General features: G+C 63.8%; 18 protein-coding genes. 7 read left to right on the forward strand and 11 right to left on the reverse strand.

Features of this window, described 5'->3' with window-relative positions:
* The first annotated feature begins 73 nt into the window (after positions 1-73).
* The 7 genes from NRB16_RS00970 (at position 74) to NRB16_RS01000 (ending at position 6,286) form a co-directional block, all read left to right on the forward strand.
* A complete protein-coding gene (locus NRB16_RS00970) occupies positions 74-295 on the forward strand; it encodes a serine kinase (protein ID WP_045493049.1) in 222 nt (73 codons plus the stop codon).
* A complete protein-coding gene (locus tag NRB16_RS00975; protein WP_045493046.1) occupies positions 282-716 on the forward strand; it encodes a type III secretion system chaperone in 435 nt (144 codons plus the stop codon). Before NRB16_RS00970 ends, NRB16_RS00975 begins: the two co-directional genes overlap by 14 nt.
* Positions 698-2,719, forward strand: a complete 2,022-nt coding sequence (sctC, locus tag NRB16_RS00980) for a type III secretion system outer membrane ring subunit SctC (protein WP_257105251.1) — start codon at positions 698-700, stop codon at positions 2,717-2,719. The genes NRB16_RS00975 and sctC overlap by 19 nt, the downstream gene beginning before the upstream one ends.
* Positions 2,720-3,168: 449 nt before the next feature.
* Positions 3,169-3,522, forward strand: a complete 354-nt coding sequence (locus tag NRB16_RS00985; RefSeq protein ID WP_045493044.1) for a hypothetical protein — start codon at positions 3,169-3,171, stop codon at positions 3,520-3,522.
* Positions 3,523-3,617: 95 nt separating this feature from the next.
* Positions 3,618-4,016 carry a type III secretion system chaperone gene (locus NRB16_RS00990; RefSeq protein WP_045493042.1) on the forward strand — a complete coding sequence of 133 codons (399 nt, stop codon included), beginning with the start codon at positions 3,618-3,620 and terminating at the stop codon, positions 4,014-4,016.
* 262 nt (positions 4,017-4,278) lie between these two features.
* Positions 4,279-5,955, forward strand: a complete 1,677-nt coding sequence (locus tag NRB16_RS29425) for a pectate lyase (protein ID WP_306456335.1) — start codon at positions 4,279-4,281, stop codon at positions 5,953-5,955.
* Between the two features lies 1 nt (position 5,956).
* The gene (locus NRB16_RS01000; protein WP_253111450.1) at positions 5,957-6,286 is read left to right on the forward strand and encodes an HrpW-specific chaperone; all 330 of its coding nucleotides are present in this window, start codon (positions 5,957-5,959) and stop codon (positions 6,284-6,286) included.
* A 91-nt stretch (positions 6,287-6,377) separates the two neighbouring features.
* On the opposite strand, the gene NRB16_RS01005 is transcribed toward NRB16_RS01000, so the two are convergent.
* From NRB16_RS01005 to NRB16_RS01055, 11 genes are all read right to left on the reverse strand, one after another.
* On the reverse strand, positions 6,378-6,983 hold the full coding sequence (locus NRB16_RS01005; protein WP_045493037.1) for an aspartyl/asparaginyl beta-hydroxylase domain-containing protein: 606 nt from the start codon (positions 6,981-6,983) through the stop codon (positions 6,378-6,380).
* 77 nt (positions 6,984-7,060) lie between these two features.
* Complete coding sequence (locus NRB16_RS01010; RefSeq protein WP_257105252.1) at positions 7,061-12,103, reverse strand: AvrE-family type 3 secretion system effector; 5,043 nt, start codon at positions 12,101-12,103, stop codon at positions 7,061-7,063.
* Between the two features lie 419 nt (positions 12,104-12,522).
* Positions 12,523-13,617: a type III secretion system export apparatus subunit SctU gene (gene sctU / locus NRB16_RS01015; RefSeq protein WP_045493035.1), complete on the reverse strand. Its 1,095-nt coding sequence runs from the start codon at positions 13,615-13,617 to the stop codon at positions 12,523-12,525.
* A gap of 18 nt (positions 13,618-13,635) precedes the next feature.
* The gene (sctT, locus tag NRB16_RS01020; RefSeq protein WP_045493034.1) at positions 13,636-14,433 is read right to left on the reverse strand and encodes a type III secretion system export apparatus subunit SctT; all 798 of its coding nucleotides are present in this window, start codon (positions 14,431-14,433) and stop codon (positions 13,636-13,638) included.
* A gap of 1 nt (position 14,434) precedes the next feature.
* On the reverse strand, positions 14,435-14,695 hold the full coding sequence (sctS, locus tag NRB16_RS01025; RefSeq protein ID WP_045493033.1) for a type III secretion system export apparatus subunit SctS: 261 nt from the start codon (positions 14,693-14,695) through the stop codon (positions 14,435-14,437).
* 12 nt (positions 14,696-14,707) lie between these two features.
* Positions 14,708-15,331 (reverse strand): type III secretion system export apparatus subunit SctR, encoded by a 624-nt coding sequence (sctR, locus tag NRB16_RS01030; protein ID WP_373568421.1) that lies wholly within the window; start codon positions 15,329-15,331, stop codon positions 14,708-14,710.
* A gap of 26 nt (positions 15,332-15,357) precedes the next feature.
* The gene (locus NRB16_RS01035) at positions 15,358-16,416 is read right to left on the reverse strand and encodes a FliM/FliN family flagellar motor switch protein (RefSeq protein WP_045493030.1); all 1,059 of its coding nucleotides are present in this window, start codon (positions 16,414-16,416) and stop codon (positions 15,358-15,360) included.
* Position 16,417: 1 nt separating this feature from the next.
* Entirely contained in the window at positions 16,418-16,975 is a 558-nt protein-coding gene (locus tag NRB16_RS01040) for a type III secretion system HrpP C-terminal domain-containing protein (protein ID WP_257105253.1), read from the reverse strand.
* Entirely contained in the window at positions 16,972-17,436 is a 465-nt protein-coding gene (locus tag NRB16_RS01045) for a type III secretion protein (RefSeq protein ID WP_045493024.1), read from the reverse strand. Before NRB16_RS01045 ends, NRB16_RS01040 begins: the two co-directional genes overlap by 4 nt.
* Complete coding sequence (locus NRB16_RS01050) at positions 17,423-18,781, reverse strand: FliI/YscN family ATPase (protein WP_373568416.1); 1,359 nt, start codon at positions 18,779-18,781, stop codon at positions 17,423-17,425. Before NRB16_RS01050 ends, NRB16_RS01045 begins: the two co-directional genes overlap by 14 nt.
* Positions 18,778-19,707, reverse strand: a complete 930-nt coding sequence (locus NRB16_RS01055; protein WP_253111462.1) for an FHA domain-containing protein — start codon at positions 19,705-19,707, stop codon at positions 18,778-18,780. Before NRB16_RS01055 ends, NRB16_RS01050 begins: the two co-directional genes overlap by 4 nt.
* Between the last annotated feature and the right edge of the window lie 4 nt (positions 19,708-19,711).

The following is a 19,711-nucleotide window of genomic DNA, read 5'->3' on the forward strand; positions in this document are numbered from 1 at the left end:
ATCGGCCGGGCATGGAACCAAACCCGGTCTTGCGCCACTCACTGCCCAGTTACCCGGATCAAGGAGTATTGCCATGCTGTCTTCCGATGCACTGCGGCGTCGCCTGGATGCCAACTTTGAACATACCCAGAAAGACCTGGATACAGCCGCGCTGAATCTGGATGCTTTCTCGCCTGATGACTGGCATGCCTTCAACTCGGCCATGCGTCAGGCGTCCACCGCCAGTTGGGCGGCTAACCAGGAGATCGTGGTCAAGCACAACTTGGCCAAGGCGATCCTGAATGAAATCCGCTGAGCTGATTGCCACTGTCGAGCGCTGGCTGGACGGTGGTGATGCTGAGCTCGCCTTGCAGGTCGATGAGCAGCTGATGCGGGTGCGCCGCTGTGGCAGCGGGCTGGCGTTCATTGCGCCTCTGGCTACGGCGTGGCGCGGTGACGAGGCCGGGCTGGTCAGTGCCTTGAAGCTGTCGGCCGCCAGCCGCATGCGTTTTCGCGGGGCGTTGGCGCTGGACCCTGAAACCCGTGGCCTGTGCCTGGTCCAGCATCAGCGCCAGCTTGACTCGCCGGCGCTGCTTGCGGTCATTGAAGCGCTGGCCAATCAGCGCGACGTCTGGGCCTCGATGCTCGAGGCTGCGCTGCCGCGCACTCCGGCTGCGCCACGACGTGTTGTCCATCCATTCTCACTGGGAGCCAACCTGTGTTCAGGCATTGGATAAAACCGTTGTTGTGTACGGCGCTGTGGTTCGGTCAGGCACCGGCAGCGCTCGCTGCGGTACCGGAGGAGTGGCGCGAGGCCTCCTATGCTTATGAGGCGAGCCAGACGCCGCTGTCGAAGGTGCTCAATGACTTCGCCGGCTCGTTCGGTGTGGGCCTGGATATCCGTGGCGTCAGTGGCGTGGTAGATGCGCGGATACGCTCGGCCAATGCCCAGGAATTTCTCGACCGACTGGCGCTCGAGCACCAGTTCCAGTGGTTTTTCTATAACGGCAAGCTGTATGTCAGTGCCCAAGCTGCGCAGTTGTCCGAACGGCTGGAAGTGTCGGCCGATGCCGCGCCGGACCTCAAACAGGCGCTGACCGATATCGGCCTGCTCGACAAACGCTTCGGCTGGGGCGAGATGCCCGATGAAGGGGTGGTGCTGGTCAGCGGTCCGCCGCGCTATATCGAATTGATCCGCAGCTTCAGCAAGGAAAAGCGCAAGACCGAAGAAAAACACCAGGTCATGATGTTTCCCTTGCGCTACGCCGCTGTGGCTGACCGGCAGATCCGCTACCGCGACGAGTCGGTGAGCATTCCCGGCGTCGCGGCCCTGCTTGAACAGATGCTCGATACCCAGCGCATGCCAGCGGGTGGGCCGGTGTCGGCCGACCCGATGACCAATATTCAGTCCATGCAGGGCATGGCCGATCTGGCCCGTAGCAAGATCGTCAACCTGGCCAGCGAGCGCACCGCCGAGCCCTCGCGCAGCCGTCCGGCCAAAGCAGGCGGCAATCGTCGGGTGGTGGCCGATGTGCGCAACAACGCGGTGCTGATCTACGACGACCCGGACAAGCGGGAGATGTATCAGCAACTGATCGAGCAGCTTGACCGGCCCAGTAACCTGGTCGAGATCGATGCGATCATTCTCGACATCGACCGTACCCAGCTGTCAGCCCTAGAGTCGAACTGGTCGGCTCAGGCGGGTGCCGTAAACTTCGGCAGTTCGTTGTTGACCAGTGGTTCCTCGACCCTGTTCATCAATGATTTCCAGCGCTTCTTTGCCGATATTCGTGCGCTCGAAGGCCAGGGCGCCGCTTCGGTGATCGCCCGGCCATCGGTGCTGACCCTGGAGAACCAGCCGGCGGTGATCGATTTCAGCCGCACCGCCTACATCACCACCACCGGTGAGCGGGTTGCCAATGTCCAGCCGGTGACGGCCGGCACCAGCCTGCAAGTGGTGCCGCGGACCATCTCCGGCGGCACCGGCCAGCGCTTTCAGTTGATTGTCGATATCGAAGACGGGCAACTGGAGCGGGTGCGCGATGATCGGACGCCGGATGTCAAACGCGGCACGGTCAGCACGCAGGCTGTGGTGGCCGAAAACCGTTCGTTGGTGATTGGCGGCTTTCATGTCGATGAAAACGGCGAGCAGCACGACAAGGTGCCGGTGCTCGGTGATCTGCCGGTGCTGGGCAAGTTGTTCTCATCGACCCGGCAGTCGGTCTCGCGCCGCGAGCGGTTGTTTATCCTCACCCCGCGACTGGTCGGCGACCAGGTCGACCCGGGCCGCTATGTGGCCAGCCAGGATCGCCCCACGCTGGACAAGGCGCTCGGGCGCCAGCGCCCAGACAGTCGGGAACAGATGCGTGCGACGCTCTCGACGACGTTCGCTGAGCTGGTGAAAGGACGTATTCCCGATGGTGTCAAATCGTCATCATCTGGTGCCGCCTTGCGCGACCTGTGTACAGTGGACGCTTCGTTTGCGATCGACACCGCCCGCGGCCAGTGGTTTTCCGGTAACGGTTTCGAAATCAGCGTCGGCGTGGTACGCAACATCGGTACAAGACCCCAGGTGTTTTCTCTGGCTTCATGTTCAGCGAGTCAGGCACTCGCTGCCAGCGCATGGCCTGCCTCCAGTCTGCAGCCCGGTGAGTCGGTTGAAGTCTTTGTCGCCACGCGGCCGGCGGCCACGATTGCAGTACCTGAAAAACCGGTGAGAGTTTCAATACTCCCGCCCTGAGGGGGGCTGAAGCCGCGTGCGGTAATGACGTTACTGTTGCAAGGTTTTTATCAAGGATGGCTCGGAACTAGCGGGCAGCTCTAAAACTACCGGCGTTGTCAGCGCTGGGTTAAAACAGGCACGTGCGTGATGCTCATTTACAACCGGTAAAGTCCAGCGCGCGCCGACCGTTGTTTGCCTGGTACTGACGGCCTCGCCTGATTTTTAGAGTCACCCTATCGTTAACCTGCATAGGCTCACTGTCGGAAAAAAGGGAGGAATGACAATGAACAACGTGCGACGACTTGCCTTGTTTATTATCACGGTGTTTATTAGTGCGTGTGCGTCAACCGAAAAGTCCTGTTTAACGGAGGCTTGTCAGCAGGTTGACGCCAATAGTTCTGAACTGAAAGTCTGGTGGTCGCCTGCACTGCGCAACGGCGCGGCTGCCTATAGCACGGTGCCTGTGAATGACTGAAACGATTTTGCGTAGCGCCGATCAACGGGACTTCTTCGTGACCATTCGGGAAGGTCGCTCAAGTACCTGGCAATGGTCGCCAGGTGTTGATTTCATCCATGACGACGCCAGTGTTGGCTGGGGGCTGGCGCTATCGATCGAGCGCCGGGCGCAGCGTCCCAATCTGTTTTCCGACACGCTCAGGCGCCGTTTCGAGAGCATTGAGGCGTACGAAGGCTATTACGTGTGCCTCGACAGCCAGCAGCGCTTTGTGGTCTGGCACGAACTGGCGGGCGATTATCGCAGTGACAATGATTTGCAACGGCTGATCGACCGATTATTGGTATTGGCGGGTTTCAGGCACTGACCGCGTTCTGTTGCGCTGGAACTTTAACCGCTAATTGTCCACGCACTGTTTGCTGTGGCGCCTTTATGCGCTGCGTCTGACAGAAGGACACTCCAATGACCCACGCTCAACGTAACGTGCAATTGTATCTGGCGCGTTTAAGTGAAATGCTCGGTATCGCGCTGACCCTCAACAACGGGGTTTGCGCGTTGTACGACAATGATCGCCGCCAGGCGGCGATCATTGAAGTTCCTGACCACTCGGATAATGTGATCATTCATGCCCGCCTGGGCCTGTTGCGTAATAGTCCGCAAAACTTGCAACATCTTTTGAACATCAACTTCGATGTGTCGAAATTGCGCGGCTGCTGGCTGTCTCTGGACCAGCAGAACGTCTGCCTGTGCACCCAACGTGAACTCTCCACGCTCGACGAAAAACAGTTCTGTGACCTGGTCACCGGCTTTACCGAACAGTTGCGCCAGACCCGCAGCCAGTACGCGTCCTTGCTGGCGTGAAAGGGCACCTCTAAAAACTGGCTGCTGGCTGGGCGCCTATGGCGCTACGCGCGTCTTCGCTGCGTAGAAAGCCGGCTCGCGTTGACGGCCTCGCCCAGGTTTTTAGAGGTGCCGAAATTTTGCGGGAACTGCTCAGGGGCGGTTTGCCACATAGCCGCAAGCCCCTCTACAGCAGAACCCGCAGCAGGGTTCGGGGCGGGGCTACCGGCAAGGCGGCAGGTTGACGCCCCCGGTCACATTCAACGATGGAGCGAGGCAGCACATGGCAGATTTATCAAGCATTGCAGGATTCTCCCAAGGCGGCGGGCTAGGAGCACTGGGTGGGCTGAGCGGCATCGGCGCTTCGCAGTCACTGGCCTCCACCGGTATTGCCGGGGCGGGCAAGGGCGGCCAGTCGTCGCTGGAAGACCTGGCCGGTTTTCTGGCCGAGGCGTTGCTCAGCGGCAGCAAGGGCGGCGGTTCGGCCAGCCAGTCGAATCAGAGCGACATCAGCTCGTTGCTGGAGTCGCTGCAAGGCGGCAAGGGCGCAGGCGGTGCCGGTGGTGGCAGCGACAGTAAAGGCCCGGCTGCCGAAGGCGGTGACTCGGCCAAGGAACTGCTGACCCAGATCCTGATGGCGCTGTTCGAAAAAATCCTCGGCGGCTCCGGTGATTCGGCCAAGGGCGGCGAAGGCGGCCTGGGTGGTTCTGGCCAGGGCGGTGGTGGCCAGGGCGCGGGGGGCATCGGTGGCGGCCAGGGGCTGGGCGGTGGTCAGGGTGCCGGTGGTATTGGTGGCGGGCAGGGACTTGGCGGTGGCCAGGGTCTGGGCGGTGCGCAAGGTGGCGGTTCAGGTTCGGGCAGTATCGAGGACCTGGTCAATACCCTGATGCAAAGCCTCGGTGGCGGTTCGCTGAACGGTTCGATTTCGCCGACCGCCGATGGCGGCGGGCAGATCTCCAAGGATGACCGCCTCAAGGAACTGCTGGAGATGATTGGCCAGTTCATGGACAGCCATCCGGAAACCTTCGGCCAGCCAGCCAGCGGCGCGGGCGGCGGTGGTGGTGGTTCGGCTTCGCCGGTCGGCGCGGGCGGTGGCGGTGGTGCTGCGCCGGTCAGCACGCCATCGATGCCGGCGGCTCCTGCGGGCGCTGGTGGTGGCGGTGGTGAAGGGGGCGGCGGCGGTGGCAGTGTCGCCGCTCCAGCCGCGCCCGCTGCTCCCGCTGCTCCCGCTGCTCCAGGCGCCAGCGTAACCCCAGGTGCAACGGCCACGCCGGGCGCCACCGCTACACCGGGCGCACCTGCCGCCGGCGGCAGCAGCGCGGCCGGTCCGGTCAGCTTCCCGACCGCTTCGGGCAGCCCGACCGTGGTCAACCAGACTATCAAGGTTGGTCCGGGCGAAGTCTTCGATGGCCAGGGCAAGACCTTCACCGCCGGGCCAAGCCTGGGTGATGGCGGACAAGGCGAAGGCCAGAAGCCGATCTTCGAGCTGGCCGAGGGCGCCACCCTGAAGAACGTTGTGTTCGGTGACAATGCCGCCGACGGCGTGCATGTACGGGCCGGCAACGAGAAAGCCGTGAACGTCGACAACGTGCACTGGACCAACGTCGGTGAGGATGCCCTGACCGTCAAGGGTGAGGGCGGTGCCAAGGTGACTAATCTGAACATCACCAACAGCAGTGCCCAGGGCGCCAACGACAAGGTCTTCCAGCTCAATGCCGACGCCAACGTGAAGGTCGACAACTTCAAGGTCAATGACTTCGGCACCTTCATGCGCACCAACGGTGGCCAGCAGGGCAACTGGAACCTGGACCTGAGCAACATCAGCGCCGAGAACGGCAAGTTCTCCTTCGTCAAGAGCGACAGCGAAGGCCTGAACCTGACCACCAAGAACATCGATCTGAACAACGTGCAGAATGCCTTCAGCAAACTGCCAGGATCGACCAATCACAAGGAGCTTTAAGATGACCCCAGCGCAGCCACGCGAGTTGTCGACCCCGAACTCTTGGGCTGCACTGGTACGCGGTGGCGGTTACGTCACCGCGCACCAGCGCCAGGCTCTGGAAAACGCCATCGGGCTGGTCAGCCAACGCCTGCAGGCAGCGCTTGACCGGCCGGGGCAACGGGCCAGCGAGCGCTTCGATCTGGACCACTACATCGACAGCCTGGAGCCGGACTTCAAACGCAGTGCCGGAACCGACCCCTTGCGCGGCGATGCTTCGCTGACCGCGTTCTGGATCGTCCGCTTGCTGACTGACCGCTTGCTGGAAGCGTCGGCAAAGCGTCAAGGCTAGCGGCCAGGCAACCAGGCAACAGCAAAACGGGCTCGGATGAGCCCGTTTTTTTTGTTGTGGATCTGTCGCCAGCGCTAACCGGCGACTTCCTTCAGCGGCCGGCGCGGGCCTTGTTGAACTCCAGGTACAAAATGGTCCGTGGCGCCTGGCTGGCATTGACCACGAAGTGATCCTGCGAGCCGTCGAAGATCACCGCACTGCCTGCCTGGTGCTGATGAAACTGGCCGGCGACGTTGAGGTAGGCATAGTTGGCCTCGCTGGCGGCGCTGAGGGTCAGGTGCATCTGCAGCAGCCCCTCGGCGCGAATCTCCGGGTGGCGATGGGTGCTGAGAAAACTGTGCGGCGCGAGCCGGGCCAGCGACGCCACCTTGATGCCGTCCAGGGTCTGCAGCAAGGCCAGGGTCTGCGGCAGGGCGGCCAGCGCCGGCGCCAGCGGGGTGTCCTGAAACAGCAGCGGGTACTGGGTCCAGTCCCGATTGCCGCCGGCCGCGCCCCAGCCCTTGAGCCAGCCGTAGCTGCCGCCCTGGCGCAGATGTTCGTCCAGTTCGGCGTGCACTTGCTGGTGAGGTTTGTCGGTGCGGTCGATGTCCAGCAGCGGGGCCTGCAGCGCCGCCACTTCGCGCTGGATCAGCGCGCAGTGATCGGCCAGCCTGGCCAGGGGAGGGAAGTCGTCGAGGGGGTAAAAAGCAGCGTTCATTGCGAAAGCTCCAGAGGATGTCGGGGGGTAAAGCCTTGTTCGCGGCCGATGCCGCGAACAAGGGATGCACAGCCGGGTCAGCTCTTGAGTTCAAGCCCCTCCTTCTTCAGCGCCTGGGCCAGGTCGCTTTGGGTTTTCGAGGGCCGGGCCAGGTCACCGTCGACGAAGTAGTTTTTCGGTTTGTCCTGATCTTCGCCGTAGTTGAAGTTGATCTTGCCGACCACCTTGGTCACCCCCACCGAGGTGCTGCTGGTGCCGCTCAAGATCGGCAGCGGCGTGGTGAAGCCATCTGTTTGCGCGGCGGACTTGAACACCGTGATGGCCTTGATCCGCATGTTGTCGCGGTCTTCGAGCAGCTTGCTCAGTTCTTTCTGGGTCAGGCTGCCGTCGCGGCTGCCCTGGTCGATCCGGTCGATCACCGAGTCCTTGGGCTCCAGGCGCACGCGGGCCAGGGTGCCTTTGCTGTTCTGCAGGTCCTTGAGGATCGACTTGAGGGTCGGGTCCTGATCGAGCAGTTTGGCAACGTTCTCGGCGTTGCTCGGTGCGTGATGGGGATTGACCACGCTGAGGATCTTCGACGCCACGCTCTGTTCGTCGAGCCGCGAAAGGTTGGTGTAGCTGCTCTCGAAGCGTGCGTTGGCCAGCACGCTATGGCGCTCCAGCGAGGCATCCTGGCGCGCCACGGCGCGCTTGAGGTCACGCAGGGCCGCGTATTGATCGTCGTTGTGCGCCGGTTTGCTTGCGAAGAAATCATTGAGCCCCTTGAGTTGCAAGCGGGCCTTGTCCTTGTCGTCAGCGCCTGAGTACATCGGCTGCTTGCCGTCGGCCAGACGGGTCAGTTCAGTTTGCGAAGCCTTGTCCTTGAACGCCTTTTCCAGACTGGTCGAGAGCTTGGTCACGTCCTCGGTGCTCAGTGGCGTGGCCTCTTCGTACTTGAACTTGACCCGTTTGGTGGTCTTGGAGTCTGCCGCCAGCGTGGCGGTCAGGCCCATGCTGTTGTTGATTGCCTGGGATGACGGGGCCGCGCCGGGGGCTGGGGCGGCCTGGGTGTTACTGCCGGCCAGCTGGGCGCGGCCGAAGACATTGCCCTTGAGGCTGTTGAAAAACCGCATGCGGTTTTTTGACTCTTCATCCAGGCGTTCCTTGGGGTTTTCCTGGCTCAGGGTCTGTTTGGTGTGGGTCGCCAGGTTGACGTTGACCGTGACCCCGGCCCCAAAGCGCGCCGCGGCGGTCAGCGGTTTGCTGTCCTTGTCGGTAATGCCCAGTTGCAGACGGGCCTCCAGGGTGGCGCTGGCGTTGACCTCGAAGTTGTTGCGGCTCATGTGGTGCGACTTGTGGTTGCTGGCCTCTTTAAGGATATCCATGGGCTTGAGCTTGCCGCCGAACAGATCGTCGACAAACCGATCAATCTTCTCGTCAGGCACCGTGAAGGCCACCCCGGTGCGCTGGGTCTTGCTGTCGGACAGCGTCACATCGCCGCCAAACCGAAAGGCAAACGCGCCACGCCGGTCATTGCCAGTGTCTATTGCAGTCATTTTGGCGAGCTGGTCGGCGCTGGTGATATTGGGCAGGAAGTTTTCACCGGCCCCGACGCCGGCGTTGAGCGTGCCAGCGCCTTCGTGAAACATGTACACCTCGACGCCTTTCTCGCCACGCTCGGCCATCAGCGCGTAATTGCGGGTGCCGTCCACAGAGCCTGCGGGCCAGGGACCAGGGGCCAGTTTCGCCAGGTTGAAGAACGGCGTACTGACGGTCATCCCGTAATTGCGCGAAATCGCCAGCTCATCGTCAGGGTGCTCCAGGCGCTTGAGCGAATCCTTGAGGGTGGCGGCCAATTGCGCCTGGTCGGCGCTGCCGGTGGCGGCGCGCATATTGACGCTGATGGCGTGCTGCGGGTCGTTGAAACCATTGAGGAATGCCTTGATCCCGTTATAGGTTTTTTCCAGCTCGCGGTGGCCGGAAAAGCCCATGTCGGTGACCTGCTTGATCGGGTTCTCGCCGTAGGTCTTGTCGCGCAACTGCTCCAGCCCGGCCTTGAGGGTTTTGGCATGCGCGGCCGGGTCGGTGCCGGGTGGCGGGTTCTGCGCCTTGTCGACCAGCTCATCGAGCCCCTTGAGCGTCACGATGTCCAGCGCCAGGCGGGCCTTGCTTAATTGCAGATGGTTACCGCCGTCGCGGCGCTGATCGGCCGGGGTGTCGACGGCCATGTGCGACAGGGTCATACCCTTGCCCTTCAAGTCTTGCAGCAGCTTGCCGGTCGGGTTGTCCTGCGATGGCGCGAGCTTGTCGAGGGTGGTGCTCGCCAGAGTGATCAAATCGTTGTCACGCGGCGCAGACGGTGGCTTGTCCTTGAGGCCCTCCTTGAACTCGCCGTGCAGGTTGAGCAGCTTCTTCTCCCGGCCCATATGCATGACCGTACCGTGGGCGCTCTTTTCCAGGTCTTCACGGAAGGTCTGCAGCTCGTCAACCAGGGTTTTGCCTTCGCTGCCCAGCTCCAGACTGGCGATGCGGTCTTTAAGGTTGTGGCCGGCGGCGGGCGCGGTGGTCGATGTGTCGATTTCGCTCAATTGCTTGAACAGCGGTGCCTGAGCCTTATACACATCGCCCAGCCCCTCGCGGCCCTGCCACAGGTGCTGGGCATAGTCACCCATGTTCTGCAGCGGGCGCGGTATTTCCAGGCTCGGCTTGAACACATGGGCGCGGATGAAGTCCATGGTGCCGGACTTGTGCGACTGCTCCATGCCATTGCGCCCCAGCAGATTGACTGATGCGGTGGCGGTCCCGCCGGTAAACGGAATTTTCCAGCGCGCGGTGCCATTGTCGAGACGGTCGAACAGTTCGCGCAGGGCATTGGGATCGACCGGGCGCGGCTCCATCGGCGACCAGGTTTTGCCTTTGAGATTGAAGGTGTCCTGGCCGTTGCTGAGCGGGCTCTCCTTGAGCTTGACGCTGATGCTGTTGTCGTCCTCGGTGCGCAGGGTCTCGACCTTGCCCGGTACCGGCATCCGCGTCCACTTGGCGTCGGGACGTTCCTGCGGTTTGGCCTGCCAATCGTCCTTGGCCATGAAGTACAGCTCGCCGTTACTGGTCTGGGCATGCAGCGTGCCGTCGGCATCCAGCGCCAGGTGGGCGACCTCGCCATTGAGCCCCTGACGGGTCAGCTCATTGGGGTCCTGTTTGTCCTGGTGAGCGGTCATGCGCCCGCTGTCATCCATGGCGACAAACTGCTTGTCGGTGACGGCGGCAAACGCCTTGATCACCCGGTCATCGAGGCCCTTGAGTTCATCACCGACTTCGACCTTGGTCGAGCGCGGTGCCTGGGTCAGCTGGTGGTGGGAATTGAACGGGTTTTTCGCGTAGTCCGGCTCGACCTTCAGGTGCGAGAGCTTGCCCTCCTTGAGCACGAAGGCACTGCCGTTGGTGCCGCGCTGCAGACGGTCGATGTCCTTGAGGCCGGTGTCTTTCCAGTCCTGGGTAGCGGTGTCCCATTTCTGAATGCGCCCATCGACCAGACCGATACTGCCGCCGCGTTCAAGGTTGTGAATGCTCTCGTTGGGCGGCGTCTTGGCAACCGGCAGGCCGCGCTTGTTCTCGATGACGATCACGTCACTGAGGTTCCAGCCGCTCTTGAGGCTGGCGCTCTGCTCATCCAGCGTGTGCGAGTGGGTTTGCCCGGCATTGTTCTTGACCTGCACATGCAACTGGCCGTCAGCGCCGCTCATGAAACCGGTCACCTGGTGCTGGGCGCCCAGCTTGCCGCCAGCCGGCTGGTAGCCGGTTTCCGGTTGCAGCTTTAAAGCGCCGTCGGTGTTCTTGAGCGCTTCGCGAGAGGCACTGTACAGCCGGCCTTCGGTGTCAGTGACGAACAGCCGGTCGCGGCTCAGGCCGACATGGGCGGCTTCGGCCTTGCCACCGTCCAGTTGCAGTGTCACTTGCAGCGGCTGGGCATCGCCCATCTTGCCAATTTGCACGGTCTGGGTGTCCTTGCCAGCCAGCATGGCCACGCTGCCGTCGGCGGCCACCGAGTGCGCGGTCAGCCCCGGCAGATGCATATGCCGGCCCTTGTCGCCGGACAGCTCGATCAAGGTGTCGCTGTTGCGCCCGTAGACCTGGCCATTGCCGCCGTGGGTCAGCTCGCTGAATTTCTGCCCGGCGCTTTGCGGCACCGGGCTCCAGCTGCGGGTGGCGGGGTGCAGCTGTTGCAGTTTGTCATCGTGCAGGCGCAGTTGCTGACCGTCGCGGTCCTGATAGACACCGCTGACCTGCGCCAGCAGGGCTTTGTCCGGCAGCGTCTTGCCAGGGCCTTCATCGCCCTTCAGGCCCATGCTCTGGTCCTTGCCGAACAACTCGACGCTGCCGGGCTTGCTGCCAGCCGGCAGAGCCAGGCCGTCACTGCTGCGCATCACCACCAAGGCGGTATCTGACTGCTCCAGGTGCAACAGGTGACCATCGGCTTCCAGCAGTACCTGCTTGTTGCCTTGTTCGGTGCGGTTGTGGGCCAGATACGTCTTGCCTTCCTGCCCCAGCGTGTTTTGCAACAGGTCCTTGAGTGCCGGCGGGTCAAAGTGCTCGAAGCTGGCATGGCCCTTGGCATCCAGGCTTACATCACTGACCGGCAACGGCGGCAGCTTGATACGCTCGATCTGGCCATCGAGGCCGACAAAACGCCCGGCCTGGCTGCGATCGAGTACCGCATTGGCGGGGAGTGCGGCGCTGGCTTCGCTGCGCGATGTGCTGGCGCCGGCATCGCCAGGCGAGGCCGAGGATTTGCGTTCACTGCCCGGTAGCGAGCGGCCAAAGCCATCGGCGCCACGCAGCTTGGCTCCCGGACCACGGGTTGCCTGCACGGCGGCGCGCACCGCCGCATCTTCCGGGTCGAGCGCTGCCGTGAGCAGGGCTCCGGGGCTGGCCGCCGGACCTTGGCGTGGCGTCGCCTGCACATCCTGAGTCAAGGACGGCAGCGGCCCTGATGACTGGCGCATGAGCTGAGCCAGCGAGGTGGACGCGCGCTGGGTCGCTGGCTGGTTGGCCTGCTGTTGCAGACCTTGCGGGTTATGGCCGACCGTCTGCGGGCCATGGAGCTGGGCAGCCGTCGGGGTGTTCTGGATTGATGGGGGCATGTGGCTCTCCGGTTCAGAGGAAAAACAAGGAATTTTCCTGAGCCTGAGTGGCGCCCCCGGCTGGCTGGTTCCCGCAGGTTGCCAGGCCCTGCTGTCGATCATTCAAGCGGTCATTGAGCGCGACTCAAATTCGCTTGAGAAGGTACTGACGCTTTCGTCGGCTGAGCCAACTCCCACCGGGTACGGGTCGGGCTCAAGTAGCCGGCATGACTCTGATCCGGTGCGAGCCAGCTTGCTGGCGAAGGGGCCGGTAAGACCACTGAATCTGCTGTTGTGCAACAGCCATAGACAATGTGCAGGGCTTGCCCAAGACCATAAAATCTCCCATCGAGGTATCGGCCAACTACAGGATTTGTGCCTGATGGGGCCTCAGTAAGGGGGGCCTCTCACCGGACCGCGTTGGCCTGGACTGATCGGCATTACGGTTGCGGATGCTGCGCCATATCAATCAATTCACCCTTGGCCTGTTCGTCCAGCTCGCGCAGCAGCCGGTACACCTGGGCCACCGCCTGCAGGGTCGGGCGCGGGATGAACTGGCCGACTTGTTCGCGGTACAGGGTACGGGCCAGCCAGACGAAGCGCACCACCGGCACGCCGGCCTTGCGGGCGCGTTCGATCAGTTCGCGGGCGTCGGCGTCCTGGCCCTTGCACAGGATGCGCGGCAAGGGGGTTTTTTCGGGGCGGTAGTACAGCGCCACGGCAAAGTGGGTGGGGTTGACCAGCAGCATGTCGGCTTCTTCGACCGGCGCTCTGGCCGGTGCCGCAGTCGCGGGCTGCTGGACCAGCTCGCGGGCCAGCGATTTGCGGTGGAACTTCATGTGCGGGTCGCCTTCGACCTCTTTGTGTTCCTTGCGGATGTCTTCGTGGCTCATGCGCTGGCCCTTGATGAAGAAGTACTTCTGCAAGGCAAAATCCACCACCGCCAGCACCAGCAGCAGGCCGAGACAGATCCGCGACAGGCGGGTGAACAGCTCGACCAGCGCGCGCCAGTAACTGTCCAGATCGGTACGGGCCAGGCCGATCAGGTCACCCAGCGCCGGCGGCAGCACCCAGTACAGCACCAGGCCGATGAAGATCGCCTTGCACAGGCTGTTGAGCAGGTTGAACAGGTTGCGGCCGGAAAACATCTGCTTGAACTGGCCAATCGGGTTGATGCGCTCGAAATCCAGTTTCAGCGCTTCGGGGGCGAACAGCGGGCCGAACTGAATCCAGCCGCCGACCAGCCGCATCACCACCGCAAGACCCAGCACCGGCAGCATGAACAGCAACAGCTCCAGCGCCGCCTTGCTCCACACCTCGGCATTGGCGGCCGCGAAGGGCCGGTCCAGTTGGCTCAGCGGCAGGAGCATCAGGCCCTTCAGGCGCTGCATGCCGCTGTCGACCAAGGCCAGGATCAGCTCTATCAAGGCGGCGAAAATCAGCAATTTGGGTACGTCCTGGCTTTGTCCGACCTGACCTTTCTTGCGCGCGTCCTGGAGTTTTTTCTGGGTGGGCTGTTCGGTTTTTTCGCTCATGGCGGGCGTGTTCCGGGGTCAGGGGGCTTTGAGCAGCACCGGCAGCAGGTGGCGCAAGTCGCTCAGCTCAGCCAGGCGGCCTTCGCCCAGCGACATCAGCATCGGCAGGTAAATCACCAGAAACAGCAGGCCGATCAGGCTTTTGGCCGGCATCGCCAGGGTCGAGACCTGCAGTTGCGGGCTGTAGAGGCTGAGGATCGCCATGCCGAATTCGATCAGCAGCAACAGCCCCACCAAGGGGGCGGCGTACAGCACCATGTAGCGCAAGGTGCTGGCCACCAGCGTAAGGAACACTTCGAAGCCTTCAGCGCCGGTCAGCGGCGCCCACTGGGTGGCCGGCCAGACCAGGTAGCTGTCCCACATGATCTGGGTCAGGCTGGCGTAGCCGCCGCCCATGACCATCAGCAGGATCATCACCTGCTTGAGCATGTGCCCCAGTTCCGAGGTGTTGTCGCCCAGTGCCGGGTTGATCTGCCCGCCGATCAGCGCCCCGCGCTGGTTGTCGAACAGGCAGCCGATTGCCTCGAACAGCCAGAACGGCATGGCCAGCAGCACCCCCAGCAGCAGGCCGATCGCGCTTTCCTTGATCATCAGCGCGGTCAGGTCCAGCCAGTCCAGTTGCTGGCCTTGCAGCACATGGCGGATACCGGGCATGGCCATCAGCGATAGCGCCAGCACGATGGCATGGCGCAACATGCCCTTGAGTTCAGTGAAGGCGAAGGCCGGGATCAGGAACAGGCATGGGTACAAACGGGCCATGCCGATGGTCAGGGCCAGCACCGACTCGCTCAGCTCCTTGAAGGCGGGCTCGAACATCTCAGTGCCTCGTCATGGGGATCATGCTGAACGCCAGTTGCGTCAACTGGATAAGCTCCACACCGATCCAGCGCCCGGTCAGGGCCAGCGCGACACCCACCGCCACCAGCTTGATGGCGAACGGCAGGGTCTGGTCCTGCAGTTGCATCACCGCTTGCAGCAGCGAGGTGATGATGCCGACGATCACTGCCACGATCAGCGGCGGGGCAGACAGCACCACCACCAGCAGCATGGCCTGTTTGAACAGTGTCAGGGTATCCATGCGGCCTCGCTGTCACAGGTAACTGTAGAAAAGCCCGTCGAGCAGGCGGGTCCAGCCGTCCACCAGAACGAACAACAGAATTTTCAGCGGCAGCGAAATGGTCATCGGCGCGACCATCTGCATGCCCAGGGCCAGCAGGATGTTCGACACGATCAGGTCGATGACGATAAACGGCACGTAGATCAGAAAACCGATCTGAAACCCGGCCTGTAGCTCCGAGAGCACGAACGCCGGAATGATCAGCAGCAGGTCGTCGCGCTTGACCTGGCTGGCCATCTCGCTGGGCCACAGGCGCTGGGTGTTGTCCAGCAGGTGAGTCTGGATATCGGGGTCGATGTTGCGCTGCATGAATTGGCGCAGCGGCTCGATCACGTGGCGCGCCGAATGCTCCATGGCGCTGAGGCTGTCCAGGCGCTCGGGCAGTTTCTTGATCCGTTGGCCCATCTCGTTGAACACCGGGGCCATGATGAACAGTGTCGCCGCCAGGGCAATGCCGTACAGCGCCATGTTCGGCGGCGCCTGCTGCACGCCAATGGCGTTGCGGGTAATCAGCAGCACCATGGCGATTTTCAGGAATGCCGTGCAGATGATCATCAGCAACGGCACCAGTGACAAGGCGCCGAGAAACAGCGCCATCGTCAACGGATCAAGATTCTGCAGATTCACCGCAGCGCTTCCAGCCGGGTAATTTGCAGACCCAGGCGGCCTTCGACATTAACCAGCTCGCCGTGCCCCAGCACCCGCTCGCCGTAGTACAGCATCGCCTGGCCGGGTGCGCAGCCGCTGAAGGTCAGCACCGAACCCACCGCCAGGCTGCGCATCTGGCCCAGACTCAACGACAGGTGCCCGGCGCGCAGGCTCAGGTTGAGGGCCAGGTCGTCGAACAGCGCCATGTCGTGCTGGGGCGCCGCCTCGTGGTCGTGGAGCATCTCGTCGAGTTGCTCAAAATGCAGCGGATGGTCGGCGTCGCCGGCAGAGAAGTGGTCGATCGGGGCGTTCATGGGGTGGCTCTCCATCTGGGTCAGGGTGAAACACAGCGGGTGGTCGGGAGTCTGGGCCAGGCCCAGACGCCAGTTGCCAAGTTGCAGCGTGCCGCGGCCTTCGGGGCTGAACAGCGCTTGCTCGGGGAGCAGCACATCACCGCGGCGCAGGCCGGCCAGCTCGGCGCGGGTCAGGCGTAACTGGCCAAGGGTCAGCGCGGTGACCAGCGGCAGGTTGAAGTCCGCCGCCGGGCTTGCCGGTTGCCACTGGCCGCGCTCAAGCAGGCCCAGCAGGGTCGGCGCCGAGGCCTGCAGCCGGGCGCAGACCTGCAAGCCGTTGCAGCGCACCTGCAGCACCGCGCACAGCTGTCCGGTCTGGCTCGTCACAGGCTGCGGTTGCAGGGCGCCGAACAGCGCTTGCAGTTCGGCGCTGAGGTAGTGGTTGTAGAGTTGCCAGTACCAGTGATGCTCTTGGGCGTCGCTGTCACTGGGCGGCAGCAGGGCCGGACAACTGGACAGCAGCCCGAGCAGGGCTTGCGCCTCGCTCAGGCGCAGGGCGCCGCTGGCGCACTCGAAACCTGCGTAGTCACGGTCCTGAACCGGCCCGTGCAGCAGATGCAGGTCAAGCCTGCCCGGCTGGCTTTCAAGGTTGAACGCCAGGCTCAGGCCGGCGCCGATCCGCTGGCGCACGCAGGCTTCGGCCTGGCTCATGGTCGGCAGGTGCAGAACATGGGCATTCATGTCATTGGCCCGCCTGTTCAAGGATGAGCCGCACCGGGCGTGACAGTCGCTCGCTGAGGCAGGTGCGGCTGTGTTCGGCGGTCTCGCGGCAGTGTTGCCAGGCGGCGGGGGCGTCGAAGCGCAAGGTGATCGCCAGACCGTCACGATCGTCAGCCACCTGGACGCGCACCTGGCCGAGCACCGGCAGTTCCAGCACCGCCTCGACCGGGATCTGCTGCTGCGCAGTCAGTTGGGTTTCGATGGTTTCCAGCAGGCTCTCCCACCAGTACGCCAGGGCAGGTTCGGCACCGGGGGCGCCGCCACCTTGTCTTTCGTGGTCTTGCCAGGGCTCGTTGAACCCTTGCGCTGTTTCGCTGCTCAGCCAGGTCGCGGTGGCGGGCGAGGCGTCGAGCAGGCTTTCGAACAGCTCGCTGTCCAGGCGGGTATCGCTGTGCGCCGGCCCGTTGCGCTCGTGGCGTGACGCTGGCGGTGTAGCGGGGGCGCTGTTGTCAGGCTGCCGGGCACGCGGCTCGGGCGTGCGCGGCGGTTGTGGCTTGTGCAGGGCCGGGCGGCTGTTCATGAGGCCTTCCGGGTCATATCGAGCAGGTAATCGAGCTTCTCCACGTCGCGCTGGCGGCGCCGCAGTTCCTGGTGGCTGTCCTCGGTCCACTGCTGTTGCTGGCGGTGTTCGTCTTGCAGGTTATTCACCCGCCGCTGGTGTTCTTCGATCTGGCGCATGGCCTGGCGCTCGGCGGCCAGCCAGTCGTTCATCTCACTGAGCGGCAGCGGCCGGTTGGCATGCTGCTCGCGCTGCTCCTGGCGCGACTGGCGAAACTCGTGCTGCAGGCGTTGCAGGCCGGCGTGCAGGCTGTCCAGGCGCTGGCGCAGGGCTTCGAGCACCTGCCGGTGCCGACGCCAGGCCTGCTCGGCGAGGGTCAGCCGGTGGCGGCGGATCGGCGCCAGTACGTCGAGGGTCTGGCCAAGGCTTTGCAGTTGCGGATCGCTGGCCGGGTCGTGGCTATCGGATTCAGAGTGGGACATCGGCAATTACCTGCATCAAGTGGTCCAGGGTGTCGTCCAGCGACACCGGGTCACGCAGCGATTGCTGGAGAAACGCCATGACCCGGTCACGGGACTGCACGGCGAAGTCGGTCAGCGGATCGTTGCCCGGCTGGTACTCGCCCAGCTTGATCAGCATCTCCACTTGCTGATAAGCGGCCAGTAGCCTGCGCAACTGTGTGGCACCGTGCAGCTGTTCGGTTCCCGAGACATTGCTCATGGTCCGGCTCAGGCTGGCCAGCACGTCCACCGCCGGGTAGTGCCCGGCCTCGGCCAGCCGGCGCGACAGCACGATGTGGCCGTCGAGCAGCGAGCGCACTTCATCGGCCACCGGGTCGTTCATCGAGTCCTGCTCGATCAGCACCGAATACAGTGCGGTGATCGCCGCGCCACGGGTGCGCCCGGCCCGCTCGACCAGGCGTGGCAACAGGCTGTACACCGAAGGCGGCAAACCGCCGCGCCCGGCCGGCTCGCCGCTGGCCAGGCCGATCTCGCGCTGGGCCCTGGCAAAGCGGGTCAGCGAGTCGATGATCAGCAGGGTCGACTGGCCCTGTTGGCGAAAGCCCTCGGCAATGGTGGTGGCGGTGAACGCTGCACGGGCGCGCTCCATGCTGCTGCGGTCGGAGGTGGAACACACCAGCACCGTGCGGGCGCGCAGTTCATCGTCCAGCTCATGGTCAAGAAACTCGCGCAGCTCCCGGCCCCGTTCGCCGATCAGGCCGAACACGATGGCCTGGCACGGGGTATTGCGCGCCAGCTCCGCGAGCAGGGTGGTCTTGCCGCAGCCGGCCCCGGCGAACACCCCGACCCGCTGGCCTTCGCCCAGGGTCAGCAGGCCGTCGATCGAGCGCAGGCCGGTGCTCAGCGGTGCCTCGATGCGTGGCCGTTCGGTGGCGGCTGGGGCGTCGCGGATCACCGGCAATGCGCCCTGTGCGCCGGCCAGCGCGAAGGCCGACGGGCCGTCACCGTCAAGCGAGCGGCCAAAGCCATCGAGCACCGCGCCGAGCAGGTGCTCGCCGACGATCAGGCTGTGCGGCTGGAACAACGGCCTGACCGGCGCGCCGATGGCGATCCCGTCCAGCGCGCCCAGTGCGGCGAGCAGGGTGTACTGGCGGTCGAAACCGACGATTTCGGCCATCACTTCGCTGCCGTCGGCGCGGCGGATCTGGCACAGGTCGCCGATCCGCGCGCGGGGCATGCTGCTGTGCAGCAGGATGCCGCTGACCCCGGCGATGCGACCGAGAATTTCCACCGGTGGAGGGCTGGCGATGCGTGCCAGCCGGCTGTTGCGCCAGTCGTCCAGACGCGCCTGAAGCGCCGGGCTCACCAGCTCACCTCGACCCGCCGCTCACCTTCGAACACCAGCTTGCTCTCGCTGATGTCCACCAGCCGCACGCCATCGACCTCATCCCCGAGGAACATCCGCCGGCCGGTATTGGTCAGCACGTTGGGCAGGCGGTTGTTGCTGATCTGCACGATGCTGAACGGCAGCTTGTCGGTGGCCGAGGGCAGGGCGGTGAGCACCGGCAGCGGGCTCTTGTACTGACGTTCGAAGTTGACCAGCAGGCGCGATGCACTCTGCAGCAGGTCGTCTTCGTCGAACCGGCCGTTAAGCAGAATCTTGCCTTGCTCCTGACTGAGGCTGATGCGGTCTTGCAATTCGCGTTCGCGGAGCATGCCGTGCAGCACGCTCTCAACCGCTGCGGCGTCCTTGAGCACGGTTTTGTGCGGCGTCTGGACCGGTGGCGGCAACGGCGGCTGCTGGTTGAACAGCCACAGCACCACACCCAGGAACACCAGCAGTGCGCCGATCAGCAGCAATGGCCCGAGCAGGGGACGCCGTGCGGGCAACGCGCTGGCAGGCAGCGGCCGGGTTTCGGGTTCGGCGGCCAGCAGGCTGTCGGCGAACAGTGCGGCGTCCTGTTCTTCGTCTTCGGTGGGCCAGTCGGTGTTGGCGCTGGTCACCGACAACCAGACCCCGTTGAGCGCAAACGGGGTGCCGGGTTCCAGGCGCTCGATGGCATCGACCTTATGGCCTTCGCTGTCGGTCACCGGGCCGTCATCACGTGCCAGCGACCAGGTGTCGTCGACCAGGCGCAGCAGGCAATGGCGGTCTTTGATACCTGGATCGTAGAGCGCCAGGTCCGAGCCGCTGGACGAGCCGATCGACCATTGGTCGCCGCTCAGCGGCAGCGCGGCGCCGCGGTGCAGGCCGGTCAGGACCCGCAGTTCATAGAGGTTTCGCTGTTGCATCGGG

This window comes from Pseudomonas sp. LJDD11 (genome assembly GCF_024584215.1).
Taxonomy (GTDB): domain Bacteria; phylum Pseudomonadota; class Gammaproteobacteria; order Pseudomonadales; family Pseudomonadaceae; genus Aquipseudomonas.